Source organism: Brucella ciceri (assembly GCF_041930145.1).
Lineage (GTDB): Bacteria > Pseudomonadota > Alphaproteobacteria > Rhizobiales > Rhizobiaceae > Brucella > Brucella intermedia.
In genome coordinates this window covers 59,125-80,091 of sequence record NZ_JBHEEV010000014.1, presented here as the reverse complement: position 1 = coordinate 80,091, position 20,967 = coordinate 59,125, and the positions used below count along the sequence as shown (strand labels likewise).

Here is a 20,967-nt window from a genome sequence, read left to right as displayed (position 1 = left end):
ACATAAGCCTATCCTCAAGCCTGTGCTTGAGCCTTCCTGCTTATGCTGAGTGTCCGGTCGAAAGTGGGGGCAGTTCACTTTTTAAGCAGCCGCTCGGCTTCATCGAGCTTTAGCCCCATCAAATACTGATGAGGTGTCTGTCCGAAACTATTGCGAAAGGACGTTGAAAAATGGCCCGCCGAAATTCCGACCAAATCAGCCATATCCCGGACCGAAACAGGCTGATGAAAATTCTGGGAGAGGTATGTTTCAATACGATGGCACGCCAACTTGCTGAGTCCAGCTTTGCTATCAGTGGAAATTCGATTGCCCGGTGCACTGCGAGCTATCGTATGCATGAGGACCAAACCAAGAGCGCGCAGATAAGGCTCATCCCCCTCACCTCGCAGGCGGATTTCATCCCAGATCATATTTGATATCGGCAAGCATTCTTTACATAGGAACTTTGCAGCACTTCCAAAATTCTTGATCTCGTTCTTCCAAATATTCTGGAAAAAAACGTCCCGAAGAAGCTGTCCATCAAACTGCCCTATCAATACTTCTGTGGGCTCGGGCCAATCGATTGTTAATTTCACGAAAGCCGGAATGATAAACACGGTACCGGTCGGGCAATTGGAATTCTCGCCATCCCGGCCAGAACAACACCACCTCAGATTGCGAACCTGTTCTCTCAAGACGAGGAAAGTCGTCCCGCTTGCGCGATAATTGACCGGCCCCATCTGCGTAGTGGCGCAGGTAAAGCCCCATCTAGTCCCGCTCATATGTGGTTCATACACAACCATTCCTCAGCCCCATCCCAGAGAATATTCAACAACAAGTCAATCAGTAAGCTCATCGTCACCTCATTCATTCAATCCACGCAGAGAATAAACTTGGTTTGTCGGGAGGCCGCATGCCCCTCGGCACTGACGCCCCCTTCGCAATGCAACCCATCATGGTATGTGCAATCTATACGTGTAGAAGCTTTTTGCAATCGGAATCTTGAGCCCTAACCAGCCCCTGCAGGTGCAAATGGATCGCAAAAGCACTTGTCAGTCGACTGTTATTCGATTATGCAATTGCAAATTATTAGCAATAAGGATTGGAATATGCGGAATTGCATTTTACGAACAGCAACGCTTGGTCTTTTGAGTGCAGCTCTTGTCTGGTCTAGCGCAACCGGCGCACTGGCGGAGAAATTCAAGGCCGTGACGACATTTACCGTTATTGCCGATATTGCGCAGAATGTTGCGGGCGATGCTGCAATCGTTGAATCTATTACGAAGCCAGGCGCGGAGATTCACAATTACCAGCCTACGTCCGGAGACCTGATCAAAGCGCAGGATGCGAAGCTGGTACTCTGGAACGGGCTGGGGCTGGAGCTTTGGTTCGAAAAATTCTTCGCCCGTCTCAACAATGTTCCAAGCGCAATCGTGTCCAACGGCGTGGAGCCAATGGACATCACCGAGGGCCCATATAACGGTAAGCCGAATCCACATGCATGGATGTCCCCGAATGCCGCGCTAATCTATGTCGATAATATTCGGGACGCCTTTGTCAAAAACGATCCTGCCAACGCAGCTACCTACAAATCAAACGCCGAAGCCTACAAGGCAAAGATCAAAGCCGCCATCGACCCGATCCGGGCAGAGATGGAGGCAATCCCAAAGGAAAAGCGCTGGCTGGTTTCGAGTGAGGGCGCATTTTCCTATCTCGCGCGGGACTTCAACCTGAAGGAACTTTATCTCTGGCCAATCAATGCAGACCAACAGGGCACGCCCCAGCAGGTTCGCAAAGTGATTGATGGAGTGCGTAAAAACGGCATCTCCGCCGTATTTTCGGAGAGCACCGTATCCCCCGCCCCTGCGAAGCAAGTAGCCCGCGAAACCGGTGCAAAATATGCCGGGGTTCTCTATGTCGATTCACTTTCAGAACCGGATGGCCCCGTGCCGACATATATTGACCTGCTGAAAGTTACTTCGCGCACCATCGCTAATGGACTTAAGCAATGAATTTGTCCGCAGGTATTGATAAAGTACTTCACTCCGCGCCAGAAAAAGGAATCTATGTAAAAGACGCCACTGTCACTTACCGGAATGGCCATACGGCCCTGCATAATGCGAGCTTTGCTATTCCGACCGGAACAATTACGGCGCTGGTAGGCGTTAACGGCTCAGGAAAATCAACCCTGTTCAAGGCGATCATGGGGTTTGTAAAACTCGCCAAAGGTGAAATATCCATACTCGGAATGCCGGTCGAAGCTGCACTGAAGCGCAATCTGGTGGCCTATGTTCCGCAGAGCGAAGATGTCGACTGGAATTTCCCGGTTCTCGTTGAAGATGTCGTCATGATGGGACGCTACGGCCACATGGGCATGCTGCGCATGCCGCGCCGTCCCGACAGGGAAGCGGTAGAGAATGCGCTTGCCCGTGTGAACATGCTTGAGTTTCGCCATCGGCAGATCGGCGAGCTTTCCGGCGGGCAAAAGAAACGGGTGTTTCTCGCCCGAGCGCTGGCCCAGGATGGACGCGTCATTCTTTTGGACGAACCCTTTACCGGCGTGGACGTCAAGACCGAAGAAGCGATCATCGTTCTTCTTCGCAGCCTTCGGGATGAAGGACGCGTCATGCTGGTCTCGACGCATAATCTCGGCAGCGTTCCCGAATTCTGTGACCGCACTGTATTGTTGAAACACACGGTGCTTGACTACGGTCGGACCACCGAAGTTTTCACGCAGGCAAATCTCGAAAAGACTTTCGGCGGTGTGTTGCGCCATTTCGTACTGACCCGGAATGAACGTTCCGGACGAGCACCCGTCAACGTCATAACGGACGATGAACGCCCGTTCGTTGTTTATGAAAAAGGGGGGTCGGCGCCCCACGACCGGAGCCGGAAACAATGACGCTGCTGCTTGAGCCATTCAGCTATAACTACATGTTGAATGCTATGTGGGTTTCCGCCTTGGTGGGTGGCGTGTGTGCCTTTCTTTCGGCCTATCTCATGCTGAAAGGCTGGTCGCTTATTGGTGATGCCCTCTCCCATTCAATCGTTCCGGGTGTTGCCGGCGCTTACATGCTTGGCCTCCCCTTCTCCATCGGCGCGTTCTTCTCGGGCGGCCTTGCAGCGGCAGCGATGCTTTTCCTCAACCAAAGGACAAAGCTGAAGGAAGACGCCATCATCGGCCTGATCTTCTCCTCGTTCTTCGGGCTCGGGCTTTTCATGATCTCGCTCAAGCCGACGGCAGTCAGCGTTCAAACCATCGTTCTGGGCAATATCCTCGCCATCACCCCGGAGGATACATTGCAGTTGGCGATTATCGGCTTCGTTTCCCTGTCGCTGCTTCTTTTGAAGTGGAAAGACCTGATGGTGGTGTTCTTTGATGAGAACCATGCGCGTTCGATAGGACTGAGGCCCGCTCTGCTGAAGATCATGTTTTTCACATTGCTGTCGGCATCCACTGTCGCTGCCATGCAAACGGTCGGGGCCTTCCTCGTCATCTGTATGGTGGTGACGCCGGGCGCAACCGCTTATCTGCTGACGGACCGGTTTTCGCGACTGCTGTGGATCGCTGTCGCGATTGGCTCTGTCACAAGCTTTTTCGGGGCCTATGTGAGCTATTTTCTGGATGGGGCGACGGGGGGCATCATCGTTGTGCTCCAGACACTGGTTTTTCTCAGCGTATTCCTTCTTGCTCCGAAACACGGACTGCTGGCAGCACGGCGCAAGGCTTCATTAGCCCTCAGGGAGTTCCAGCAATGATCATTTTTGAAACCCTGGCCGCCCCATTTCAGTTCGAGTTCATGCGCTATGCCTTGGCCATTTCAGTCCTCATCGCGATCCCGACGGCATTGCTGTCGTGCTTTCTGGTTCTCAAGGGCTGGTCATTGATGGGGGATGCGATCAGCCATGCCGTTCTTCCGGGTGTGGTCGTCGCCTACATCATCGGAATACCTTTCGGCTTCGGAGCGTTTGTAGCGGGCATGTCCTGTGCCCTTGCAACGGGTTATCTCACCGAGAACAGCCGTATTAAACAGGATACAGTGATGGGCATCGTATTCTCCGGCATGTTCGGCCTTGGTCTGGTTCTTTATGTTGCGATCCGCTCGACGGTCCACCTCGACCACATTTTGTTTGGCGACATGCTCGGCATAACATTGTCTGATCTGGTCGAAACGGCCGTTATTGCCGCACTCACCGCTGGCATCCTTGTCGTCAAATGGCGGGATTTCCTGCTACACGCATTCGATCCGGTACAAGCCCGTGCAGTCGGTCTGCCGGTCCGCCTGCTGCATTATGGCCTGCTTTGCCTGATCTCGTTGACTATTGTAGCCGTTTTGAAAGCGGTGGGTATCATTCTGGCCATTGCCATGTTGATTGCGCCGGGTGCGATTGCGTTTCTGCTTACACGCAAGTTCAGCACCATGATGTTGCTCGCCGCAGCAATTGCGGTTTTTGCTTCCTTCTTCGGGGTCTATCTGTCGTTCTTCATCGACAGCGCGCCTGCCCCTACAATCGTTCTGCTGATGACAGTGATATTCCTTGCCGCGTTCATTTACGTTTCCCGACAGACTCCCAAAGTCGAAGAGCGGCTAGACGCTGACGGTGAAGTTCGGTTCTAAAGTCTCTACCAGACCTGCTCGTGTCTGACGTGGACAGCATTGCAACGCTGTCCACGCCATCGACGTTGCGTCATACAGCTGTTATGAAATCCCGATAAACAGCCACCAAACGGCGTTCCATAACGGAACTCGAGACAGTTTTTCCGGCGCAATTTCATTTTTGCGGCTTGTCGAGGTTGCTTAAAGATGCTTCAATCCAATTTGCACGGCTGTGCAGAAAATATAAAATCAGCCGGCGATCCTGGGGAGGAGCCGCTTATGCCAGCGTTTTTGGAGGTGGCGGACGCGCGCGTTCGATATGGCAATAATGAAGTTCTCAAAGGCGTAAACCTATCCGTCAAAAAAGGCGAGTTCGTCGCGCTTCTTGGCTCCTCTGGCTGCGGCAAGACAACGTTGTTGCGAGCCATTGCGGGTTTCAACATGCCATCCGGCGGCGCAATCCGGTTGAACGGCAAGGATGTGACCAGACTGCCTCCGGACAAGCGCGGCATGGCACTCGTCTTCCAGTCTTATGCGCTCTGGCCGCACATGACAGTTGCGCAGAATATGGGCTATGGCTTGCGAATTCGCGGCGTAGCGAAGGAAACCATCAAGCAGAAGGTCGACGACGTTGCGCGCCTGCTGGGACTGGATGCCTTGCTGGAGCGCAAACCTGCCGCCCTTTCCGGCGGCCAACGCCAGCGTGTCGCCCTCGGGCGCGCACTCGCCATTCAGCCTGACATCCTGCTTCTAGATGAACCGCTTTCCAACCTGGATGCACGCATCCGACTATCGGTTCGCCATGAAATCAGCGCCTTGCAGCGCCGTCTCGGCATCACCGCAGTTCATGTGACACACGACCGCGAAGAAGCCATGGTCATGGCCGACCGTATCGTCATTCTCAACAATGGTGAAATCGCCCAGGCTGGCGCGCCCGAAGAGGTCTACAATCATCCGGCGTCGGATTTCGTCGCAGCATTCATGGGCGCGGAAAACCTGATCGAGGTACCGATCCAGATAAAGGCTGATCGCATCGAGATCGCTGCTGGCGCCAATAACAAGGCCAGCACTATTTCCGCAGGTCGCCGCAATCTGTCCGATGGCCCGGCATCGGCACGTTTCCGCAGCGAAGCAGCGCGCCTTACCAAGCCCGGGGCTGATCCCGACTCCCCCACAGCCGAATTGGTCCTCAATGGCACCGTCGAGCAAACCAGTTATCCCGGCGGCCTTTGGAGACATATGATCCGTGTTGGGGATAGGCACATCATGGTCGACGCTCAGGAGAGCCACCAACCTGGGGCAAATGTAGAAATTCGCATACCGGAGCATGCCCTGTTTTTGTTCGACAGATAGTCCGTGGGCTGTAGCTTCGCTGCCCGCGCCTATTGTTGAGTTAAGGAGATCCGAGATCAATGCACGACGGAATCTTTAATGACCCCTGCGATGCACGGCTGTGCATTGAAGCCAAAACCCGCATCGCCGGCCGAAGCGGGAGAATACCCGTCTCAAGCTTGCTTTCATGGGCATGCGCCCCCGCGATTATTACCGTTCCCGATCAACAGCACCACCAGATGCTCCGCATCTGTTTTCAATCATAAGACCGGAAACCCCGGTTTCAGACAGGAGTCCTTTCATGAGAACTATCCTGAACGCGGCAATGGCGATCGGCATCACCGTTGCACCGGCTGCCGCAGACGAACTTACCGTCATCACGGCAGGCGACCAGAACATGGTCGATTACATCAATCAGTATCTTGGACCGTTGTTCGAGAAGGAGAATCCCGGCACGACCGTTCGCGTGGTCGGAACCGGTCCTGGCGATGCCGGCTCGCAGAAGGTTCTCGAGCGCTTCGAAGCTCAGTCGAAAGCTGGCGTGGAAAAGTGGGACACTGACGTCGCTGTCGTCCACGAGAAATTCGTCGGGCCAATGGTAACGGCAAAGTTCCTCGAAAATTATCGTGGCAAAATCGACAGCGGCAAGCTGGTGACACGCGATAATGCAAAAATGGCGCTCGGCACCGATGTCGACGGTTACGTCATGCCGATGTTCAACAGCCAAACCGCGCTTGCCTATAATCCCGCGCTCGTCGCCAATCCACCGAAGAGCTATGACGAGCTTGTGGCATGGGCAAAGGAAAATCCGAAGCAGTTCGGTTACAACGGGATAAAGGGCGGAGCGTCCGGCGTAAGTTTCGTCATGGGTTGGATTTATGCTTATGGCGGCGACGCAGAGAAGCTGATGAAGGGGCCTTTCGAAGAAGGCGAAGCAAAGAACTGGGACAAGGCGTTTTCCTCGCTCAAGGACTTTACAAAGAACGCCACCCTTACCCCGGGCAATGCCGGTACACTCGACATGCTGAGCCGAGGCGAAATCGCGATGGGGCCGGTCTGGGTAGACATGTTCTATTCGTGGAAGGCCAATGGACAGCTACCGCCGGAAATGAAACTTGTCCTTCCAGCACCCGGAATGCCCGGACAGCCGATGCACTATGTGATCCCGGAAAAGAGTGCGCACAAGGAACTGGCCGAAAAGTTTGTTGCGTTGGCGACAAGCCCGAAGGTACAGGCTGAAGGCATCGTCAAGCGCTTCAACTGGTATCCGGGCATCGATGCCGACCACGTCAAGGCAGAGCTGGACGGCGACACCTGGAACAAGCTCTTCACGGATATTTCGCCGGACGACCTTGCGAAATATGGAAAGCCTTTCCCGATCGCACCCTATAACACCGCGATTCTGGAAGCATATGAACGTCAAGTAGGCAACTAAACCCTACAGCTTCGATTGGAGTGCTCGGTTGGACGTGGTTTCAAGCCGAGCACTCCTATGCTTACGGTCATGAGGTTTCGAATGTCGCATCGACTAACGGGTATTCTTCTTGTCGCTCCCGCGCTGGCGATCGTGCTGTTGCTGTTCATCGTACCGCTTTTCGGGGCGATCACCGGAGCTTTCCATGTTTCCGGTGAATGGGGAACCGGCAACTTCACCAAGGCATTCGAGCTATATTCCAGCGACATCATCTTCACTCTCGTCATCGTCACATTGTCGTCGCTGCTCATCGCGCTGTTCTCTATCGCTATCGGTGGCTATCTGACACTCGGCTCCAACCCGCGAGCAGTTACCGTTCTGCGCTGGCTCTATCGCTGGCCGCTTTTCATCCCCTTCATCGTCGTCGGCCAGATACTTCGCACCTTCCTGGCCAAGAACGGGTTGATGAACAGCCTGCTCATCGAAACCGGTGTCCTCACGCCGCTGCAAGCGATGAGCTTTCTGGACTGGCGCGGCATCGTCATCGCATTCGTCTGGAAACAGACACCGTTTGTCACGCTGCTGCTGGCGGGCGCCATGGCATCCCTTGATCGCAGCATAATCGAATCCGCTCGCAATCTTGGTGCAGGACGGCTGCGCATTCTCATCGAGATCGTGCTTCCTCAAGTCCGCCAGACATTGCTCGTTGGATTGATATTGAGCTTTGTCACCATGATGTCCGTCTTGTCCGTCCCGTTGATGATCAATGCGCAGTCGCCAACGATGATTACGGCCAACATGGCGTTCCGCATCAATGCCTACGGCGATTACGGCGTCGCAAATGCGCTGGGTACGATCTCGCTTCTCATGACCAGCCTCGTCGCCTGGGTTTATCTGCGCCAGACCATGAAGGAGCACGGCCAATGAGCAACATTCTCGACTGGCGCTGGCTGCCACGCGGCATGCTGCTTGGTCTGCTGGCCTTCGCGATTTTCGGACCGCTCGCGAACCTGCTCCTGTGGGCTGTAGCTGAGCGTTGGTATTTCCCGCATACACTGCCGCTTCAATATGGATTTTCATTCTGGGCGAATGTGTTTTCGCCTCGCGGCAATGCGCTCTCATCGCTCGGCACAAGCGTCCTTATTGCAGCGCTTACCGTGATCGTATCGCTCGGCCTCGCCATTCCCGCCGGTTATGCTCTCGCACGATTGAAACTGCCCTTTCGCGGCTTGATCCTGTTGACGCTGCTCATCCCGCAAGCTTTCCCTAACCTGCCCGTTTACGTGAACATTGCGCAGATGTTCTATTCTTTCGGCCTGAATGGAACGATCACCGGTGTAGTTCTGGTGCATGTCACCCACGGGCTGGTCTACGCCGTATGGATCGCCACGGCAGCGTTTTCAGCAATTGATCGCGAGATCGAAGAAGCGGCTCGTTCAATGGGCGCTTCCGCACTCAAGACATTCTTCGACATCACCCTGCCGATAGCCGCGCCCGGCCTGCTTGCAAGCGCGATCTTTGTTTTTCTTGAATCGCTCGACGAGTTCACCGGCACTTACTTCGTCGGCGCTCCGGACATTTCCACCCTGCCCCTGCTGCTTTATACAGCAAGTTCCGGCGGCAATTATCAAATCGCATCGATCAGCGCTCTGATATTGCTGGTGCCGTCAATTGCCTTCATGTTCGTGGTCGAGCGCTTCCTCAGGGCCGATGTCCTTTCAAAAGTAGGGCGATGAAATGCCAGATAAAGAAACACAGCGAGAGCATGACATCGCGGACAGCCTGCCTCGATTTATCAGCGCGCACGAAGTCGCACTGGAGGCTGGCGTATCGCGCTCCGCCGTGTCCCGCACCTTTACACCAGGCGCCAGTGTCTCGCCTGCGACACGCGAGAAAGTGCTGAAAGCTGCCGAAAAGCTCGGCTATCAGGTCAATGACCTTGCACGCGGCCTTCTGGCCAATCGGAGCCGTATTGTCGGGATGATCGCGGCAGATCCCGACAGTCCGTTTCGCTCCCGCCAGATCGCAGCACTTTCCCGTCGGCTCGCAGCCCGCGGCAGTGTTCCTGTTCTGATTCCGACCGGCCAACACGGAGAGAACCTCTCTGCCGCGCATGAAACACTGCTGCGTTATCGTGCGGAAGCGACGGTGGTTCTTTCTGGCATGCCGTCTTCGTCATTTGTCGAGCTTGCCCAACGAAACGGCCAGACCCTCATTCTCGTCGGGCGAACAGAAGAGGGAGCCGACCACATCCATATCAACAATCGGCTTGCCGCCGAAACGGCTGTCGAAATCTTCGCGGCACGGGGCATGAAAAAACTAGGCCTCATAACGTCGAATGTCGGCAGCCTCAATCTGGTCGAGCGCGAGGAAGCCTTCGTCGCGAAAAGCAAAAGCCTTGGGTTGAGCGTCAGCGTGCAGCGTGGCGAACTGACAGATTATGACGGCGGTTACGGTGCCGCCTCTCTGATGCTGGGCGAAAGAGAGCGCGTCGAAGGCATTTTCTGCGTCAACGATCTCATGGCATTCGGCATGATGGACTGCGCGCGCGATGTCTTCAATCTCTCCATTCCCGACGATGTCTCAGTCATTGGCTTCGATAATGTCGCGGAAGCACGTTGGGGTGCCTATCGACTGACCACATTCGATCAGAACGCAGAACGGCTTTCCGCCGAGATCATCCGGTTGCTGGACGAGCGGCAGACCGCACCGAACGCACCACCTCAGACAATTATGCTCGAATTGCCACTCATTCTCCGTAGCAGCGTGAGGCCCATTAAAAATGACCGCAGCGTTCGGGAGATCCAACAGCAATGACCTTCCATTCCATCTGGTTGCGTCCCGCCCGTGACGATCTCCGATTTCTCGAATCTGTCGTGACCGATCTGGCTTCCGGCTTCAATTCACCCATATTCGAGCCGCATGCGACACTCGTACCTGACATGAGACGTTCGGCAGATGAGCTACTGCCTCTGGTGCTCAGCCTTGCAGTCGGTCGCAAACCGTTGGACGTTCTGGTTGACGATGTAGCGGGAACCGAAGCTTATTTCCGCTCCTTCTATGCTGCACTGCAGAAAACACCGACACTGATGACGCTAAAGCAGGATTCTCTCGATATTTCGGGGGAGAAAGACATCTCGACTTTTCTTCCACATGTCTCGCTTGCCTATGGCGTCGCCGACCATGGCTCGCGCGACACAGAGATGGCACGGATGGCACGCTTGCTAGTCGGCCGCAGCATTCGCTTCGACCGAATGGTGATTGTCAGCTCTTCAAGTGAAACGCCCATCGACCAATGGATCGTCAAGCACGAGGTCTATCTCGCGGGATAGAAAAGCCCGCCAGGTCTGGCGGGCCTTTGGAACTTTGGGCTCAAAGAGGGCGCGGATACTGTCTGTAGACCGTTTCGATGTCCGCCAGAACGTCATCCGAGAGCTTGACCTGGTGAGCTGCGATATCAGTCTTCAGCTGGTCGACAGTTGTCGCACCAATTATCGCCGACGTCATGAACGGGCGCGTCAACGCAAAGGCGATTGCCATCTGGGCAATATCGAGCCCGTGCTTCGTGGCAACATCGATATAGGCGCGGACGGCTGGCTCGGAATGAATATTGTTGCGCCAGAGGCCACCTTCGGAAATGGCTGCGCGCGAACCGGAAGGCAGTTTCCCACCCAGATATTTTCCGGTCAGTACACCGGCGGCCAGCGTCGAATAGGCCAGCAACCCCACGTTTTCGCAGAGCGACAATTCTGCCAAGTCGAAATCGAACTGGCGCTGCAAAAGACTATATTCATTCTGGATCGAGGCGACGCGGGGCAAGCCATGCTGTTCGGCCAGACGAAGCCACTGCATTGTTCCCCATGCTGTCTCATTGGAAAGACCGATGTGCCTGATCTTTCCGTCGCGAACCATGTCTCCAAGTCCGAGCAGCACGTCGTGCATCTGTTCGGTTTCTGCAGCCCCGTCCGTAGCGGAAGGATCAAAGGTCCAGCTTTGGCCAAAATGATAGTGCGCCCGCATCGGCCAATGGACTTGATAAAGGTCGATATAGTCAGTCTGAAGCCGCTTCAGGCTGTTTTCCACCGCTTCGCGGACATTGTTGCGGCTTGGTTTGGCACCATCTCGAATCCACTTCTGCCTGCCGCCACCAGCAATCTTGCTTGCCAGCACGATCTTGTCGCGTTTTCCGGATTTCTTAAACCAGGTACCGATATAGGTCTCTGTCTTGCCATAGCTTTCCGGGCTCATGGGGATGGCATATCCCTCGGCCGTATCAATGAAGTTGATACCGGCATCGAGAGCAATGTCGAGCTGCTCATGAGCATCGGACTCGGTATTCTGTACGCCCCAGGTCATGGTGCCGAGGCAAATTTCAGTTACAGTAAGGCCGGTACGGCCTAAAGGCTTCATTTTCACGAGATTTTCCGGATCGATTGTTCGCGACTGCGCGATATGAGAGTGGAGCCAATTGATAGCCCCGCTCGACCGCGGCTGACAAGCCTGTCACGAAATTTTTAAATCAGCCTACAGAAAACGCTCGGCCGAATAGGGCTTTGGATCGACAAATGGCTCTTCTCCGACAAGCATCTCTGCAAGCAAGCGCCCTGTCGCCGGCCCCAGCGTAAGCCCGTGATGAGCGTGGCCGAAATTGAACCATAGCCCTTTATGCTTAGGCGCGGCCCCGATGACCGGGCGCATGTCCGGCAGGCAAGGACGCAATCCAAGCCAGGGCGTGGTTTCGACAGCCTCTCCCAATTGCGGCACAAGCTGGCGCGCAATCTTCTCGTCTTTTCTGAGTTGAATATAATTTGCGGGCGCATCGGGTGAAGCGAACTCTATGCCCGTCGATAGCCGCACCCCCTGCACCATAGGCGCAAGAACATAGCCTGCTTCTTCGTCGACAACAGTATGGCCGAGCCGCGAACCGTCCTTCATGGTGAAGTGAAGATGATGCCCCCGCTTGATGCCAAGCGGGATTGGATAGCCGAATTTCCTGAAGACGAGACCGGACTGCGGACCGAGCGCCACGACCACGTCACGCGCATGCGCAATGCCGTTCTCAGTCGTAACCTGCCAACCGCCCGCCTCCGCTGTCAGGGTTGCAGCATCGCCATGAACGAAAACCCCACCGTTTCTGATAAACAGATCGGCATAGGCTTTGACCAGTCCTCCCGGGTTAACGACGGTTTTCGGATCGAGCCAATGAATGCCGCCAGCCACATCGCCCAGCGACTTCTCTCGTTCCCGCAATGCTGCTGCATCCAGAATGTCATAGGACAGTTTGAAACGCTGCAGATCGGGCAAACGGCGCACCGCTGCGTCGAATGCCGAAGATGACCGGAAAACTTCGATCCACCCCTGTGACCGGATCAATTTTTCACTGCCGGACTGGGCCACCAGATTGTCATGCTCCCGGACGCTGGCCTCAATCAAGGGCAACATGGCATCCGTCGCAATCTTCAACCGCTCCGGCGACGATTCCCTCCAGTATCGAAAAAGCCAACGAGCCATTTTCGGTATGTAGAAGGGGTTATAGCGAACGTCCGAACGGCGGTTCATGCCGTAACGAACAAGCGTCCAGAAGCCTTGCGGGAAGGAATAGGGTATGACGCTTGAACGCTCGATCAGACCGGCATTGCCGAAACTGGTGCCATTGCCGGGGTCGTTTTTGTCGACCAGGCACACCGAACGGCCCCGCGCCTGCAGATGCAGTGCCGTGGATACACCAACAATACCCGCCCCCAGAACGATGACATCTTGTTGCTGAATCGGCATTTACGCATCCATAAAAACAACGAAATAAACGCGCCGATTTCAGCCGGCGCGTTGTTGCTTACAGCAAAGAGCTGCCTTTATTACAAGCAATCAGTAGATGTCGAAGTCGAAATATTTCTTCACGATCGTGGCATAGGTACCATCGTCGCGAATTTTCTTGATTGCTGCGTTGAATTGTTCGCGCAGGTCGTCATCGCCCTGACGCAACGCTATCCCGGTATCGGTCTGCGTATTGGGAATATCGCCAATAAGCTTGCAGCAACCCGCGCCGTCACCCTTGATCCAGTCGGAGATCGGGAACTTGTCGGAAACGACTGCATCAAGGCGTCCGCTTTTCAGGTCTGCGTTGGCTTCATCGGCAGTCGGATAAAGCTTCACGTCGGCACCGGCCTTGCCGTAGACATCCTCGGCATAGTTACCCTGCGTGGTCGACCCTTGAGCACCAATCGTCTTTCCCTTGAAGGCCTCCGCATCCAAGGATGTGATCGGGCTGTCCTTCGGCACGGCAACGGAAAGCGGCGTGGAGTAATACTTGTCGGTGAAGGCGACTTCTTTCTTGCGCTCTTCCGTGATGCTCATCGAGGCGACGACCGCATCGAACTTGTTCGACTTCAGTCCGGGTATCATCCCGTCCCAGTCGTTGGCGACGATGGTGCACTTGGCGTCCATCGCCTTGCACAGGGCCTCGGCAATTTCGACATCCAGACCCTGAAGCGAACCATCCGCGGCGACAAAATTGAAAGGTGGATATGCACCTTCCGTCGCGATGCGGATTTCCTTCCATTCCTTGGCCTGCGCTGGCAAGGCAGCGATTACAGATGCAACGCCTGCAAACAGGATGGCTTTCAGCATGGTCGTTCCCCTTATTCCTTTGTTATAATTATATTATCGGAGCATTACCAGTTCAGCGCAACGCCCCACCTTTTTATGCGTCTTCCAACTGAAGCACCGGACGCTCCCCACATCAAGCCATGTTCGGAGAGCGCCCGATGAAACTTTGGCATCAATAGATGTCGAAATCGAAATACTTCTTGCGGATCGTTTCGTAGGTGCCGTCTTCACGGATCTTCTTGATCGCCGCGTTGAACTGCTCGCGCAGATCATCATCACCCTTGCGAAGGGCAACCGCGATCTTCGTTTCGGAACCGGGAATATCACCAAGGAACTTGCAGCAATCTGCGCCCTGCTTCTTCAGCCAGTCGGCGGCGAGAAACTTGTCGGCGGCGATGGCATCAAGACGGCCGCTTTCAAGATCGGCATTGGCTTCGTCGGCGGTCGGGTAGAGCTTCACGTCCGCGCCCGCCTTGCTGTAGACGTCGTCGGCATAGTTGCCCTGCGTGGTGCCGGCCTGCGCGCCTACCGTTTTCCCGTCGAATGCCGACGGATCAAGCGAGGTGATGTCCGTGTCCTTCGGCACGACAACCGCAAGCGGTGTCGTGTAGTAGCGGTCCGTGAAGGCCACCTGCTTTTCACGCTCTTCGGTGATAGCCATCGAAGCAATGACTGCGTCGAACTTGTTGGCCTGCAAACCGGGGATCATGCCGTCCCAGTCATTCGCGACGATCGTGCATTTCGCTTCCATCGCTTCGCAAAGCGCATTGGCGATATCGAGATCGAAACCTTCAAGCTTGCCGTCTGGAGACATGTAGTTGAACGGAGGATATGCGCCTTCGCTGGCGATACGGATTTCTTTCCATTCCTTCGCCTGAACCGGCAAAGCGAGAAAGACTGAGGCCAGACCGGCCAGCACAATTGATTTCAACATAGCTTTCCTACTTCTTCAAAGCACATCCCGAATTGTAGTGGTTTCGGGGTGCACAGATACACATCAAGCGGACAAACATATTCCATCCACCAGTTTGGATCGGGCAATGCGCTTAAATCCGATCCTATTCAATTGCGACTTTGGTAGGGCGGAGACGGCCGCCACCAAAACGCAAACAGGGCCTGCTGCGCACAAGCGCAACAGGCCCTGCATTCATGCGGCAGGAGCTATCAGGCAACCATGCGTGCGCAATGGTCTTCCTGTGCATAGGCCTTGCCAAAGCGGTTCGCGAGGAACGCTCCGAGCGTAATGTCTTCCTGGCGGATAAAGCCCTGCTGTGGAAGATCGCCCTTGGCGAGCATGTCGAGCACGGCGCAGATCGCCGAAGCCGTCGTAATCTGAATGCCCGAGCGCACGATCTTGCCAACCGGAGCGGCATAGACCTTATTCGCGTAGGTTTCCTGAACCAGGCGACCATTCTTGGTGCCCGACACAGTCACGAAAATCACCACAACGTCCTGAAGAGTGGTCGGCAGGGCATTTTCGAAGATGTCCTTGAGCACTTCACGGCGATGACGCAGGCCGAGATCGTTGAGAAGCGCCTTCATCAACGCAACGTGACCCGGATAGCGGATCGTGCGGTAGTTGAGCGTGCGCACCTTGCCTTCCAGCGTTTCGCAAAGCGTGCCCAGACCACCCGAGGTGTTGAAGGCTTCGTAGGTGACGCCATCAAGCGAAAACTCTTCGCGCTCTTCGAGAGCAGGAACTTCGGTCAGTTCGCCGTTCACGATAGCTTCGCATGGCTCGATATATTCGTTGATGACGCCGTCCGTGCTCCAGGTCAGGTTATAGTTCAGAGCATTCGAAGGGTACTGCGGCAGAGCGCCAACGCGCATACGAACGCTGTCCAGCTTGTCAAAACGCTTCGCCAGATCATAGGCAACGATGGAGATGAAGCCGGGAGCAAGGCCACACTGCGGAATGAAAGCCGTCTTCGCTTCCTTCGCCAGTTCCTTGACGCGACGCGTGCTGGCCACATCTTCGGTCAGGTCGAGATAATGCACGCCTGCCTTGGCCGCAGCTTCGGCGATACGGGTCGTCAGGTGGAACGGAGCGGCGCTGAGTACCGCAAACTTGCCGGCCAAGGCAGCTTCGAGGGCCTTGGCGTCTTCAATGTCGAGCGCCTGCGTCTTGACTTCGGCACCCGATTCCAGTGCATCGAGCTGCGCTTGAGAGCGGTCGACAACGGTAACAGCATACTCGCCTGTGGAAGCGAGAAGATCGGCAATGGTAGCGCCGATTTTGCCTGCACCTACAACAACGATCTCTTTCATGTAAATTCCCCTTGGAATGCAATTCGGATATGCAAGAATCGCATAGTTCCATGCAAAAAGAAGTATGCGAACTGACGATATGACGTTGTTTGTTTATGCATATTGACGTATTTTATATGCATTATGACGACAGAAGCAGATCTAATCCTCATCGCCCTCCTCCGTGAAAATGCCCGTGCTTCGACGGCCGACCTTGCGAGGCGCCTCGGAGTTTCGCGAACAACGGTTCAAAGCCGTATCGAGAAGCTCGAAAAGCGCGGTGTCATCGAGGGTTATACGGTCCGAATCGCCCCGGAGTTCGAGCGTGATCTGGTGCGCGCCCACGTATTAGTGACTGCCTTGCCAAAGCTCGCGCCAAAGGTCGAAACTGCATTGCGCGGCATGATGGCCGTCCGTTCACTTCATTCTGTGAGCGGACATTTCGATATGATCGTCGTTGTGGAAGCCCCTTCCATACAGGAGCTTGATGCCGTTCTGGATCGCATAGGCGCGCTGGAAGGCGTCGAGCGCACGATGTCGTCCATCATCCTCTCGACGCGAATTGATCGTTAAGATACAAAAACAATATCGCAGCGGTCAGAATCACTGGCAGTGCTTAGGTGGAGACTGCTCCACTCATGCGCTTTCGGCGAAAAAGCATCACCGCAAGCCCCAGAAGCACGGTGCCTGCAATAAACAGAAAGGCTGCGGCAGCGATCGCCGGGCTGATGTTCTCACGAATTGTCGAGAACATCTGGCGCGCGAGGGTACGCTGATTTGGTCCCGCGACGAACAGCGTCAGAACAACCTCGTCCAGCGAGGTGGCGAATGCCAGCACAGCACCCGAAGCGATACCCGGCATGGCAAGCGGAAGCGTGATTTTTCGAAATACTGTGAGAGGCGACGCGCCAAGGCTCTCGGCTGCCAGCTCGATACGCCGGTCGATACCGCCAAGAGCACCCGTAACGCTTACCAGAACAAAGGGGATCGAAATCACGGTGTGCGCGACAATCACGCCAAGATACGAATTTGCTATGCCCAATCGCACGAAGAGCAGTTGCATGCCCACACCCAGCACTACTGCGGGAACGACCATTGGCAATAGGAACAGAGTTTTAATGGGGCCGGAAAGAAAAATTATCCTGCTGCGCAAGCCAAGCGCGGCCATCGTCCCCAACACGGTTGCCAAAATCATAGTCCCAGAACCGATGATCAGGCTGTTGACGATCGCGCGGCGCCAGACATCCGCTGTCGCGAGTTCCTCAAACCAGCGCCCTGACCAGCCCGGCACCGGATAGGTCAGAAACACGCTGGAGGTAAATGCCAGTGGAAGGATGGCGAACAGCGGCGCGATCAGAAAGATCACGGCAGCCGCACCGAACACGATTTTCGCGAAGCGCCCCATCTTCATGCCCTCCGGGGATCATCGGCGGTAAGCCGTCCGTAAACCGCGTAGAGTATCAGACAGGCTACGAGCAACACGAGCCCAAGTGCACCGGCCATGCCCCAATTGGCCGAACCGGTTGCGTAATAAGCAATGATCGAGCTTATCATCTGGTCGCCCGGTCCACCGATCAACGCAGGAGTGATGTAGTAGCCAATCGCGCTCATAAATACGAGTAGCATGCCGGACACGATACCGCGCATACTCAACGGAAGCAGCACTCGCAGGAACGCTCTCCACGGCGGCGCACCAAGAGATGCGGCTGCAGGCATGAGATTGCCTGGGATAGACACAAGCACGCTGTAGATCGGAAGCACCATGAACGGCAGAAGCACATGCGTCATGGCGATGACCACACCCGCCCTGTTGAAGATCAAGGGAAAAGGCGCATCGGTTATGCCGAGCCAGATCAGCGTATCGTTGATGAGGCCCTTATCCTGCAAAAGAATGAACCAGGCAGCCGTTCGCACCAGCAACGATGTCCACAGCGGCAGTAAAACAGCAGCAAACAGCACGCTTTTGATCCAGCCCGTAGATGACGCCAGCAAGACCGCGTAGGGGTAACCAATCGCTGCACAAGCCAATGTCACCAGAGCAGCAATCCAGAAAGTACGCAGCATGATCGCCCGGTTTGCCGATGTGCCCGGCGCCATAGAAACAATTTCACCCGATGTCGAGCGCTCCATATCGACGGCCGCAAGCAGGTTGCGATCAGTTGTCGGGGAAAGCGCATTTGCAATCGCCCGCCAAAACTCCGGCCGGCTCCATCGCTTGTCGATCATTTCAAGATCTGGAACAGGATCGCCCTTTTCGATGGCTGAAAGCGTTTTGCTCATCAACGTGCGAAAGCCGGATTGAGCGCTGTTCAAGCGCCGAACCATATCGCCTATCGCCTGTTGGTCAGTCGAAGATTTCAGGTCCGTTACCAGGGCCTGCTTCATGTCTGGCGATGGACCCGACTGTCCGTCCCAAAGACTTACCGCTTCTGCGGTTCGGGGTAGAACGCGCAATACCGCTGTATCTGACACGGCCTGCTTCATCATCACCCCGAGCGGCCAAAGAAAAAACAGCGCGATAAAAACAAGCAGAGGCGTGATCAAAAATATCGCTCGAATATTTTTGCCGGACAAAACCGTCATGCTGCGATCGTCCAGCAATCAGCGGCACTGAACTTGGCGACGACATCAGTTCCGGGCGTCCATTCGCGCGATTTTCTGTCTAGCCGCACGATGAAATCATGCGCACTCCCATCAAGCTGGATACGCAGATGATCTCCTTGATAGACGCTATCAACCACGCGCGTTCTAAGGAGGTTGTCTGAATTATCCTCGCTGCCAAGTTCGATACGCTCAGGCCGGATGGACAAGAGAACCTTCTGCCCGGCCGCGAGAGTTTCCTTGGATGCTGCGGTCAGCGTGCCGCCGTCCTTCAGGCGAATAAAAGCACGCGCGTTTTCCATCCGCTCGATTATCCCTTCGGCGAGATTGGTTTCGCCTATGAATTCGGCGACAAACCGCGTTTGCGGCTCATCGTAGATCGCACGCGGCGTGCCGATCTGTTCAATTTTTCCTTTGTTGAAGACAGCGATCCGGTCCGACATGGTCAGCGCTTCACCCTGATCATGGGTGACGAAGACAATCGTCAATCCCAATCGGCTGTGCAGCGCGCGGATATCGAGTTGCATCTGCTCGCGCAACTGCTTGTCGAGAGCGCCCAGCGGCTCGTCCATCAAGACGACACCTGGCTCGAAAACCAGTGCACGGGCAAGCGCCACCCGCTGTTGTTGCCCGCCGGACAGTTGCGATGGCTTGCGTTCGCGCATCGGGGAAAGTTGCACCATATCGAGCACTTTATCCACCAGCTTGCCGATCTCGCCCTTTCCAACACCACGCATCTGCAAAGGAAAAGCAACATTTTCGCCAACGGACATATGCGGGAAAAGCGCATAGTTCTGAAAAACCACGCCCATGTTACGCTTATATGAGGGAACCGCATTGATAGGCTTTCCATCGACATAAATCGTCCCGCTGCTCGGACTTTCAAACCCGGCAAGCATCATCAGAAGCGTGGTCTTGCCTGAACCGGAGGGGCCGAGCAAGCTCACGAATTCGCCCTTGCCTATATCGAGGTTCAAACCATCTATAACTTTGAAATCACCGTATGATTTACTGATATTCTCGAAGCGGATGCGGCAGTCCGTCAATGAATTACTCCATCTTCCGGAAAACGGGGAAACCCCGCCGGTGTTGCGCCCACGGGGCCATAATTGCGAATTATTGTGCCAGCCACGCGTTGAAGCGCTTCGTCAGCTCTTCTGAGTTGTCGATCCAGAAGTCGACATTCAGTGGCAGAGAGTCTTTCAGATTGGCTTCCGCTGTCGGAAGATCGGATGCGAATTCCGCGGGCACCTTGCTTGCGGCTTCCTTGTTCGGCAGGCCGTAAGCCACGTATTTCGGCAATTTCACCTGATTCTCGGGCTGGCTCGCAAAAGCAATGAAATCCAGCCCCACATCCTTGTTTTCGGCATCTTTCAGGATGACCCAGCTGTCGACAGCATAAATGCTGCCCGGCCAGACCACCTTGAAATTCTTGCCCTCGCTCCTGTTTATGCCCGTGATGCGCCCGTTATAGGCCGACGCCATCACCACTTCATCCGAGGCCAGCAATTGCAGTGGCTGCGCTCCTGCTTCCCACCAGACTATATTTGGCTTCAGTTCATCAAGCTTTTTGAATGCGCGATCCACACCCTCTGGCGTCGAGAGAACATCGTAAATCTCGTCCTTGCTGACCCCGTCAGCGAGGAGTGCAAATTCGAGAGTATATTTGGCGCCTTTGCGCAGGGAGCGTTTGCCTGGAAACTTTTTCACATCCCAGAAATCTGCCCAGGATTGCGGACCATCTTTCAACTTGTCCGCGTTATAGGCGATCGCGGTAGACCACACGATCGCACCGACACCGCAATCATTGACCGCACTGTCGAGAAACTTGTCTTTGCCGCCTAGCTTGTCCCAATCGATCTTTTCGTAAAGACCGTCCGCACAACCAAGGGCGAGTTCTTCCGCCTCCACCTGCACCACATCCCAATTGGGCTTTCCTGCTTTCACCTTTGCCTGAACGACACCGTAGCCGCCGTCCCAGGATTCATCCAGCAAGGGCTTGCCGATCTTCTCGGAGAAGGGCTTGAAGTAAATTTCCCGTTGGGCGTCCTGATAGTTGCCGCCCCAGGAAACGACTGTCAGATCGCGGGCGGTCGCAGAGCCTGTATCGAGTGCAGTTGCAAGGAGTCCGCCCATAAGGGCAAGGCGAGCAATTTTCATCGACATGTTCCCATTTTGGTTCGACGGGTT

Annotated in this window: 21 protein-coding genes; 11 read left to right on the top strand and 10 right to left on the bottom strand. The window is 55.1% G+C overall.

Features of this window, described 5'->3' with window-relative positions:
* Positions 1 to 74: 74 nt before the first annotated feature.
* Positions 75 to 761: an AraC family transcriptional regulator gene (locus tag JNC63_RS20250; protein WP_374846716.1), complete on the bottom strand. Its 687-nt coding sequence runs from the start codon at positions 759 to 761 to the stop codon at positions 75 to 77.
* Between the two features lie 327 nt (positions 762 to 1,088).
* Here JNC63_RS20250 and JNC63_RS20245 point away from each other — a divergent pair, with 327 nt between their 5' ends.
* The 10 genes from JNC63_RS20245 to JNC63_RS20200 all read left to right on the top strand — a co-directional run bounded on the left by JNC63_RS20245 (position 1,089) and on the right by JNC63_RS20200 (position 10,655).
* Positions 1,089 to 1,991, top strand: coding sequence for a metal ABC transporter substrate-binding protein (locus tag JNC63_RS20245; protein ID WP_050791024.1), 903 nt, complete (start codon positions 1,089 to 1,091; stop codon positions 1,989 to 1,991).
* Positions 1,988 to 2,881, top strand: a complete 894-nt coding sequence (locus JNC63_RS20240) for a manganese/iron ABC transporter ATP-binding protein (RefSeq protein ID WP_006468954.1) — start codon at positions 1,988 to 1,990, stop codon at positions 2,879 to 2,881. The genes JNC63_RS20245 and JNC63_RS20240 overlap by 4 nt, the downstream gene beginning before the upstream one ends.
* Complete coding sequence (locus tag JNC63_RS20235; RefSeq protein WP_006468955.1) at positions 2,878 to 3,738, top strand: metal ABC transporter permease; 861 nt, start codon at positions 2,878 to 2,880, stop codon at positions 3,736 to 3,738. Before JNC63_RS20240 ends, JNC63_RS20235 begins: the two co-directional genes overlap by 4 nt.
* Positions 3,735 to 4,598 carry a metal ABC transporter permease gene (locus JNC63_RS20230; RefSeq protein ID WP_006468956.1) on the top strand — a complete coding sequence of 288 codons (864 nt, stop codon included), beginning with the start codon at positions 3,735 to 3,737 and terminating at the stop codon, positions 4,596 to 4,598. Before JNC63_RS20235 ends, JNC63_RS20230 begins: the two co-directional genes overlap by 4 nt.
* 258 nt (positions 4,599 to 4,856) lie before the next feature.
* Positions 4,857 to 5,930 (top strand): ABC transporter ATP-binding protein, encoded by a 1,074-nt coding sequence (locus JNC63_RS20225; RefSeq protein ID WP_021587255.1) that lies wholly within the window; start codon positions 4,857 to 4,859, stop codon positions 5,928 to 5,930.
* A gap of 280 nt (positions 5,931 to 6,210) precedes the next feature.
* Positions 6,211 to 7,344, top strand: coding sequence for an ABC transporter substrate-binding protein (locus JNC63_RS20220; protein WP_031346958.1), 1,134 nt, complete (start codon positions 6,211 to 6,213; stop codon positions 7,342 to 7,344).
* Positions 7,345 to 7,425: 81 nt separating this feature from the next.
* Complete coding sequence (locus tag JNC63_RS20215; protein ID WP_063621059.1) at positions 7,426 to 8,250, top strand: ABC transporter permease; 825 nt, start codon at positions 7,426 to 7,428, stop codon at positions 8,248 to 8,250.
* A complete protein-coding gene (locus JNC63_RS20210; RefSeq protein ID WP_006468960.1) occupies positions 8,247 to 9,059 on the top strand; it encodes an ABC transporter permease in 813 nt (270 codons plus the stop codon). Before JNC63_RS20215 ends, JNC63_RS20210 begins: the two co-directional genes overlap by 4 nt.
* A 1-nt stretch (position 9,060) precedes the next feature.
* Positions 9,061 to 10,140: a LacI family DNA-binding transcriptional regulator gene (locus JNC63_RS20205; RefSeq protein ID WP_006468961.1), complete on the top strand. Its 1,080-nt coding sequence runs from the start codon at positions 9,061 to 9,063 to the stop codon at positions 10,138 to 10,140.
* A complete protein-coding gene (locus JNC63_RS20200) occupies positions 10,137 to 10,655 on the top strand; it encodes a haloacid dehalogenase (RefSeq protein WP_006468962.1) in 519 nt (172 codons plus the stop codon). Before JNC63_RS20205 ends, JNC63_RS20200 begins: the two co-directional genes overlap by 4 nt.
* A 40-nt stretch (positions 10,656 to 10,695) precedes the next feature.
* On the opposite strand, the gene JNC63_RS20195 is transcribed toward JNC63_RS20200, so the two are convergent.
* The 5 genes from JNC63_RS20195 to JNC63_RS20175 form a co-directional block, all read right to left on the bottom strand.
* Positions 10,696 to 11,733 (bottom strand): aldo/keto reductase, encoded by a 1,038-nt coding sequence (locus JNC63_RS20195; RefSeq protein WP_006471408.1) that lies wholly within the window; start codon positions 11,731 to 11,733, stop codon positions 10,696 to 10,698.
* Positions 11,734 to 11,847: 114 nt separating this feature from the next.
* The gene (locus tag JNC63_RS20190) at positions 11,848 to 13,098 is read right to left on the bottom strand and encodes an NAD(P)/FAD-dependent oxidoreductase (RefSeq protein WP_006468964.1); all 1,251 of its coding nucleotides are present in this window, start codon (positions 13,096 to 13,098) and stop codon (positions 11,848 to 11,850) included.
* 90 nt (positions 13,099 to 13,188) lie between these two features.
* Positions 13,189 to 13,950 (bottom strand): ABC transporter substrate-binding protein, encoded by a 762-nt coding sequence (locus JNC63_RS20185; protein ID WP_021587256.1) that lies wholly within the window; start codon positions 13,948 to 13,950, stop codon positions 13,189 to 13,191.
* 151 nt (positions 13,951 to 14,101) lie between these two features.
* Entirely contained in the window at positions 14,102 to 14,863 is a 762-nt protein-coding gene (locus tag JNC63_RS20180) for an ABC transporter substrate-binding protein (protein WP_006471410.1), read from the bottom strand.
* Between the two features lie 230 nt (positions 14,864 to 15,093).
* Positions 15,094 to 16,197: a saccharopine dehydrogenase family protein gene (locus tag JNC63_RS20175; protein WP_006468965.1), complete on the bottom strand. Its 1,104-nt coding sequence runs from the start codon at positions 16,195 to 16,197 to the stop codon at positions 15,094 to 15,096.
* Positions 16,198 to 16,320: 123 nt separating this feature from the next.
* Between JNC63_RS20175 and JNC63_RS20170 the strand changes: the two genes are divergently transcribed.
* On the top strand, positions 16,321 to 16,749 hold the full coding sequence (locus JNC63_RS20170; RefSeq protein ID WP_021587257.1) for an Lrp/AsnC family transcriptional regulator: 429 nt from the start codon (positions 16,321 to 16,323) through the stop codon (positions 16,747 to 16,749).
* A gap of 43 nt (positions 16,750 to 16,792) precedes the next feature.
* Here the strand turns inward: JNC63_RS20170 and JNC63_RS20165 are convergent, their stop codons facing one another.
* The 4 genes from JNC63_RS20165 to JNC63_RS20150 all read right to left on the bottom strand — a co-directional run bounded on the left by JNC63_RS20165 (position 16,793) and on the right by JNC63_RS20150 (position 20,937).
* Positions 16,793 to 17,581, bottom strand: coding sequence for an ABC transporter permease (locus tag JNC63_RS20165; protein ID WP_031346961.1), 789 nt, complete (start codon positions 17,579 to 17,581; stop codon positions 16,793 to 16,795).
* Between the two features lie 2 nt (positions 17,582 to 17,583).
* Complete coding sequence (locus JNC63_RS20160) at positions 17,584 to 18,759, bottom strand: ABC transporter permease (RefSeq protein WP_006471411.1); 1,176 nt, start codon at positions 18,757 to 18,759, stop codon at positions 17,584 to 17,586.
* Positions 18,756 to 19,823, bottom strand: coding sequence for an ABC transporter ATP-binding protein (locus tag JNC63_RS20155; protein ID WP_063621064.1), 1,068 nt, complete (start codon positions 19,821 to 19,823; stop codon positions 18,756 to 18,758). Before JNC63_RS20155 ends, JNC63_RS20160 begins: the two co-directional genes overlap by 4 nt.
* A 70-nt stretch (positions 19,824 to 19,893) precedes the next feature.
* Entirely contained in the window at positions 19,894 to 20,937 is a 1,044-nt protein-coding gene (locus JNC63_RS20150) for an ABC transporter substrate-binding protein (RefSeq protein WP_021587258.1), read from the bottom strand.
* Positions 20,938 to 20,967: the final 30 nt, after the last annotated feature.

Excerpts from the sequence above, each read along its gene's own strand:
- JNC63_RS20235 (WP_006468955.1), top strand. The coding sequence starts at position 2,878 with ATGACGCTGCTGCTTGAGCCATTCAGCTATAACTACATGTTGAATGCT.
- JNC63_RS20245 (WP_050791024.1), top strand. The coding sequence starts at position 1,089 with ATGCGGAATTGCATTTTACGAACAGCAACGCTTGGTCTTTTGAGTGCA.
- JNC63_RS20160 (WP_006471411.1), bottom strand. The coding sequence starts at position 18,759 with ATGACGGTTTTGTCCGGCAAAAATATTCGAGCGATATTTTTGATCACG.
- JNC63_RS20170 (WP_021587257.1), top strand. The coding sequence starts at position 16,321 with ATGACGACAGAAGCAGATCTAATCCTCATCGCCCTCCTCCGTGAAAAT.
- JNC63_RS20190 (WP_006468964.1), bottom strand. The coding sequence starts at position 13,098 with ATGCCGATTCAGCAACAAGATGTCATCGTTCTGGGGGCGGGTATTGTT.
- JNC63_RS20215 (WP_063621059.1), top strand. The coding sequence starts at position 7,426 with ATGTCGCATCGACTAACGGGTATTCTTCTTGTCGCTCCCGCGCTGGCG.
- JNC63_RS20175 (WP_006468965.1), bottom strand. The coding sequence starts at position 16,197 with ATGAAAGAGATCGTTGTTGTAGGTGCAGGCAAAATCGGCGCTACCATT.
- JNC63_RS20200 (WP_006468962.1), top strand. The coding sequence starts at position 10,137 with ATGACCTTCCATTCCATCTGGTTGCGTCCCGCCCGTGACGATCTCCGA.
- JNC63_RS20220 (WP_031346958.1), top strand. The coding sequence starts at position 6,211 with ATGAGAACTATCCTGAACGCGGCAATGGCGATCGGCATCACCGTTGCA.
- JNC63_RS20165 (WP_031346961.1), bottom strand. The coding sequence starts at position 17,581 with ATGGGGCGCTTCGCGAAAATCGTGTTCGGTGCGGCTGCCGTGATCTTT.
- JNC63_RS20230 (WP_006468956.1), top strand. The coding sequence starts at position 3,735 with ATGATCATTTTTGAAACCCTGGCCGCCCCATTTCAGTTCGAGTTCATG.
- JNC63_RS20195 (WP_006471408.1), bottom strand. The coding sequence starts at position 11,733 with ATGAAGCCTTTAGGCCGTACCGGCCTTACTGTAACTGAAATTTGCCTC.
- JNC63_RS20180 (WP_006471410.1), bottom strand. The coding sequence starts at position 14,863 with ATGTTGAAATCAATTGTGCTGGCCGGTCTGGCCTCAGTCTTTCTCGCT.
- JNC63_RS20225 (WP_021587255.1), top strand. The coding sequence starts at position 4,857 with ATGCCAGCGTTTTTGGAGGTGGCGGACGCGCGCGTTCGATATGGCAAT.
- JNC63_RS20240 (WP_006468954.1), top strand. The coding sequence starts at position 1,988 with ATGAATTTGTCCGCAGGTATTGATAAAGTACTTCACTCCGCGCCAGAA.
- JNC63_RS20150 (WP_021587258.1), bottom strand. The coding sequence starts at position 20,937 with ATGAAAATTGCTCGCCTTGCCCTTATGGGCGGACTCCTTGCAACTGCA.
- JNC63_RS20205 (WP_006468961.1), top strand. The coding sequence starts at position 9,061 with ATGCCAGATAAAGAAACACAGCGAGAGCATGACATCGCGGACAGCCTG.
- JNC63_RS20250 (WP_374846716.1), bottom strand. The coding sequence starts at position 761 with ATGAGCGGGACTAGATGGGGCTTTACCTGCGCCACTACGCAGATGGGG.
- JNC63_RS20210 (WP_006468960.1), top strand. The coding sequence starts at position 8,247 with ATGAGCAACATTCTCGACTGGCGCTGGCTGCCACGCGGCATGCTGCTT.
- JNC63_RS20185 (WP_021587256.1), bottom strand. The coding sequence starts at position 13,950 with ATGCTGAAAGCCATCCTGTTTGCAGGCGTTGCATCTGTAATCGCTGCC.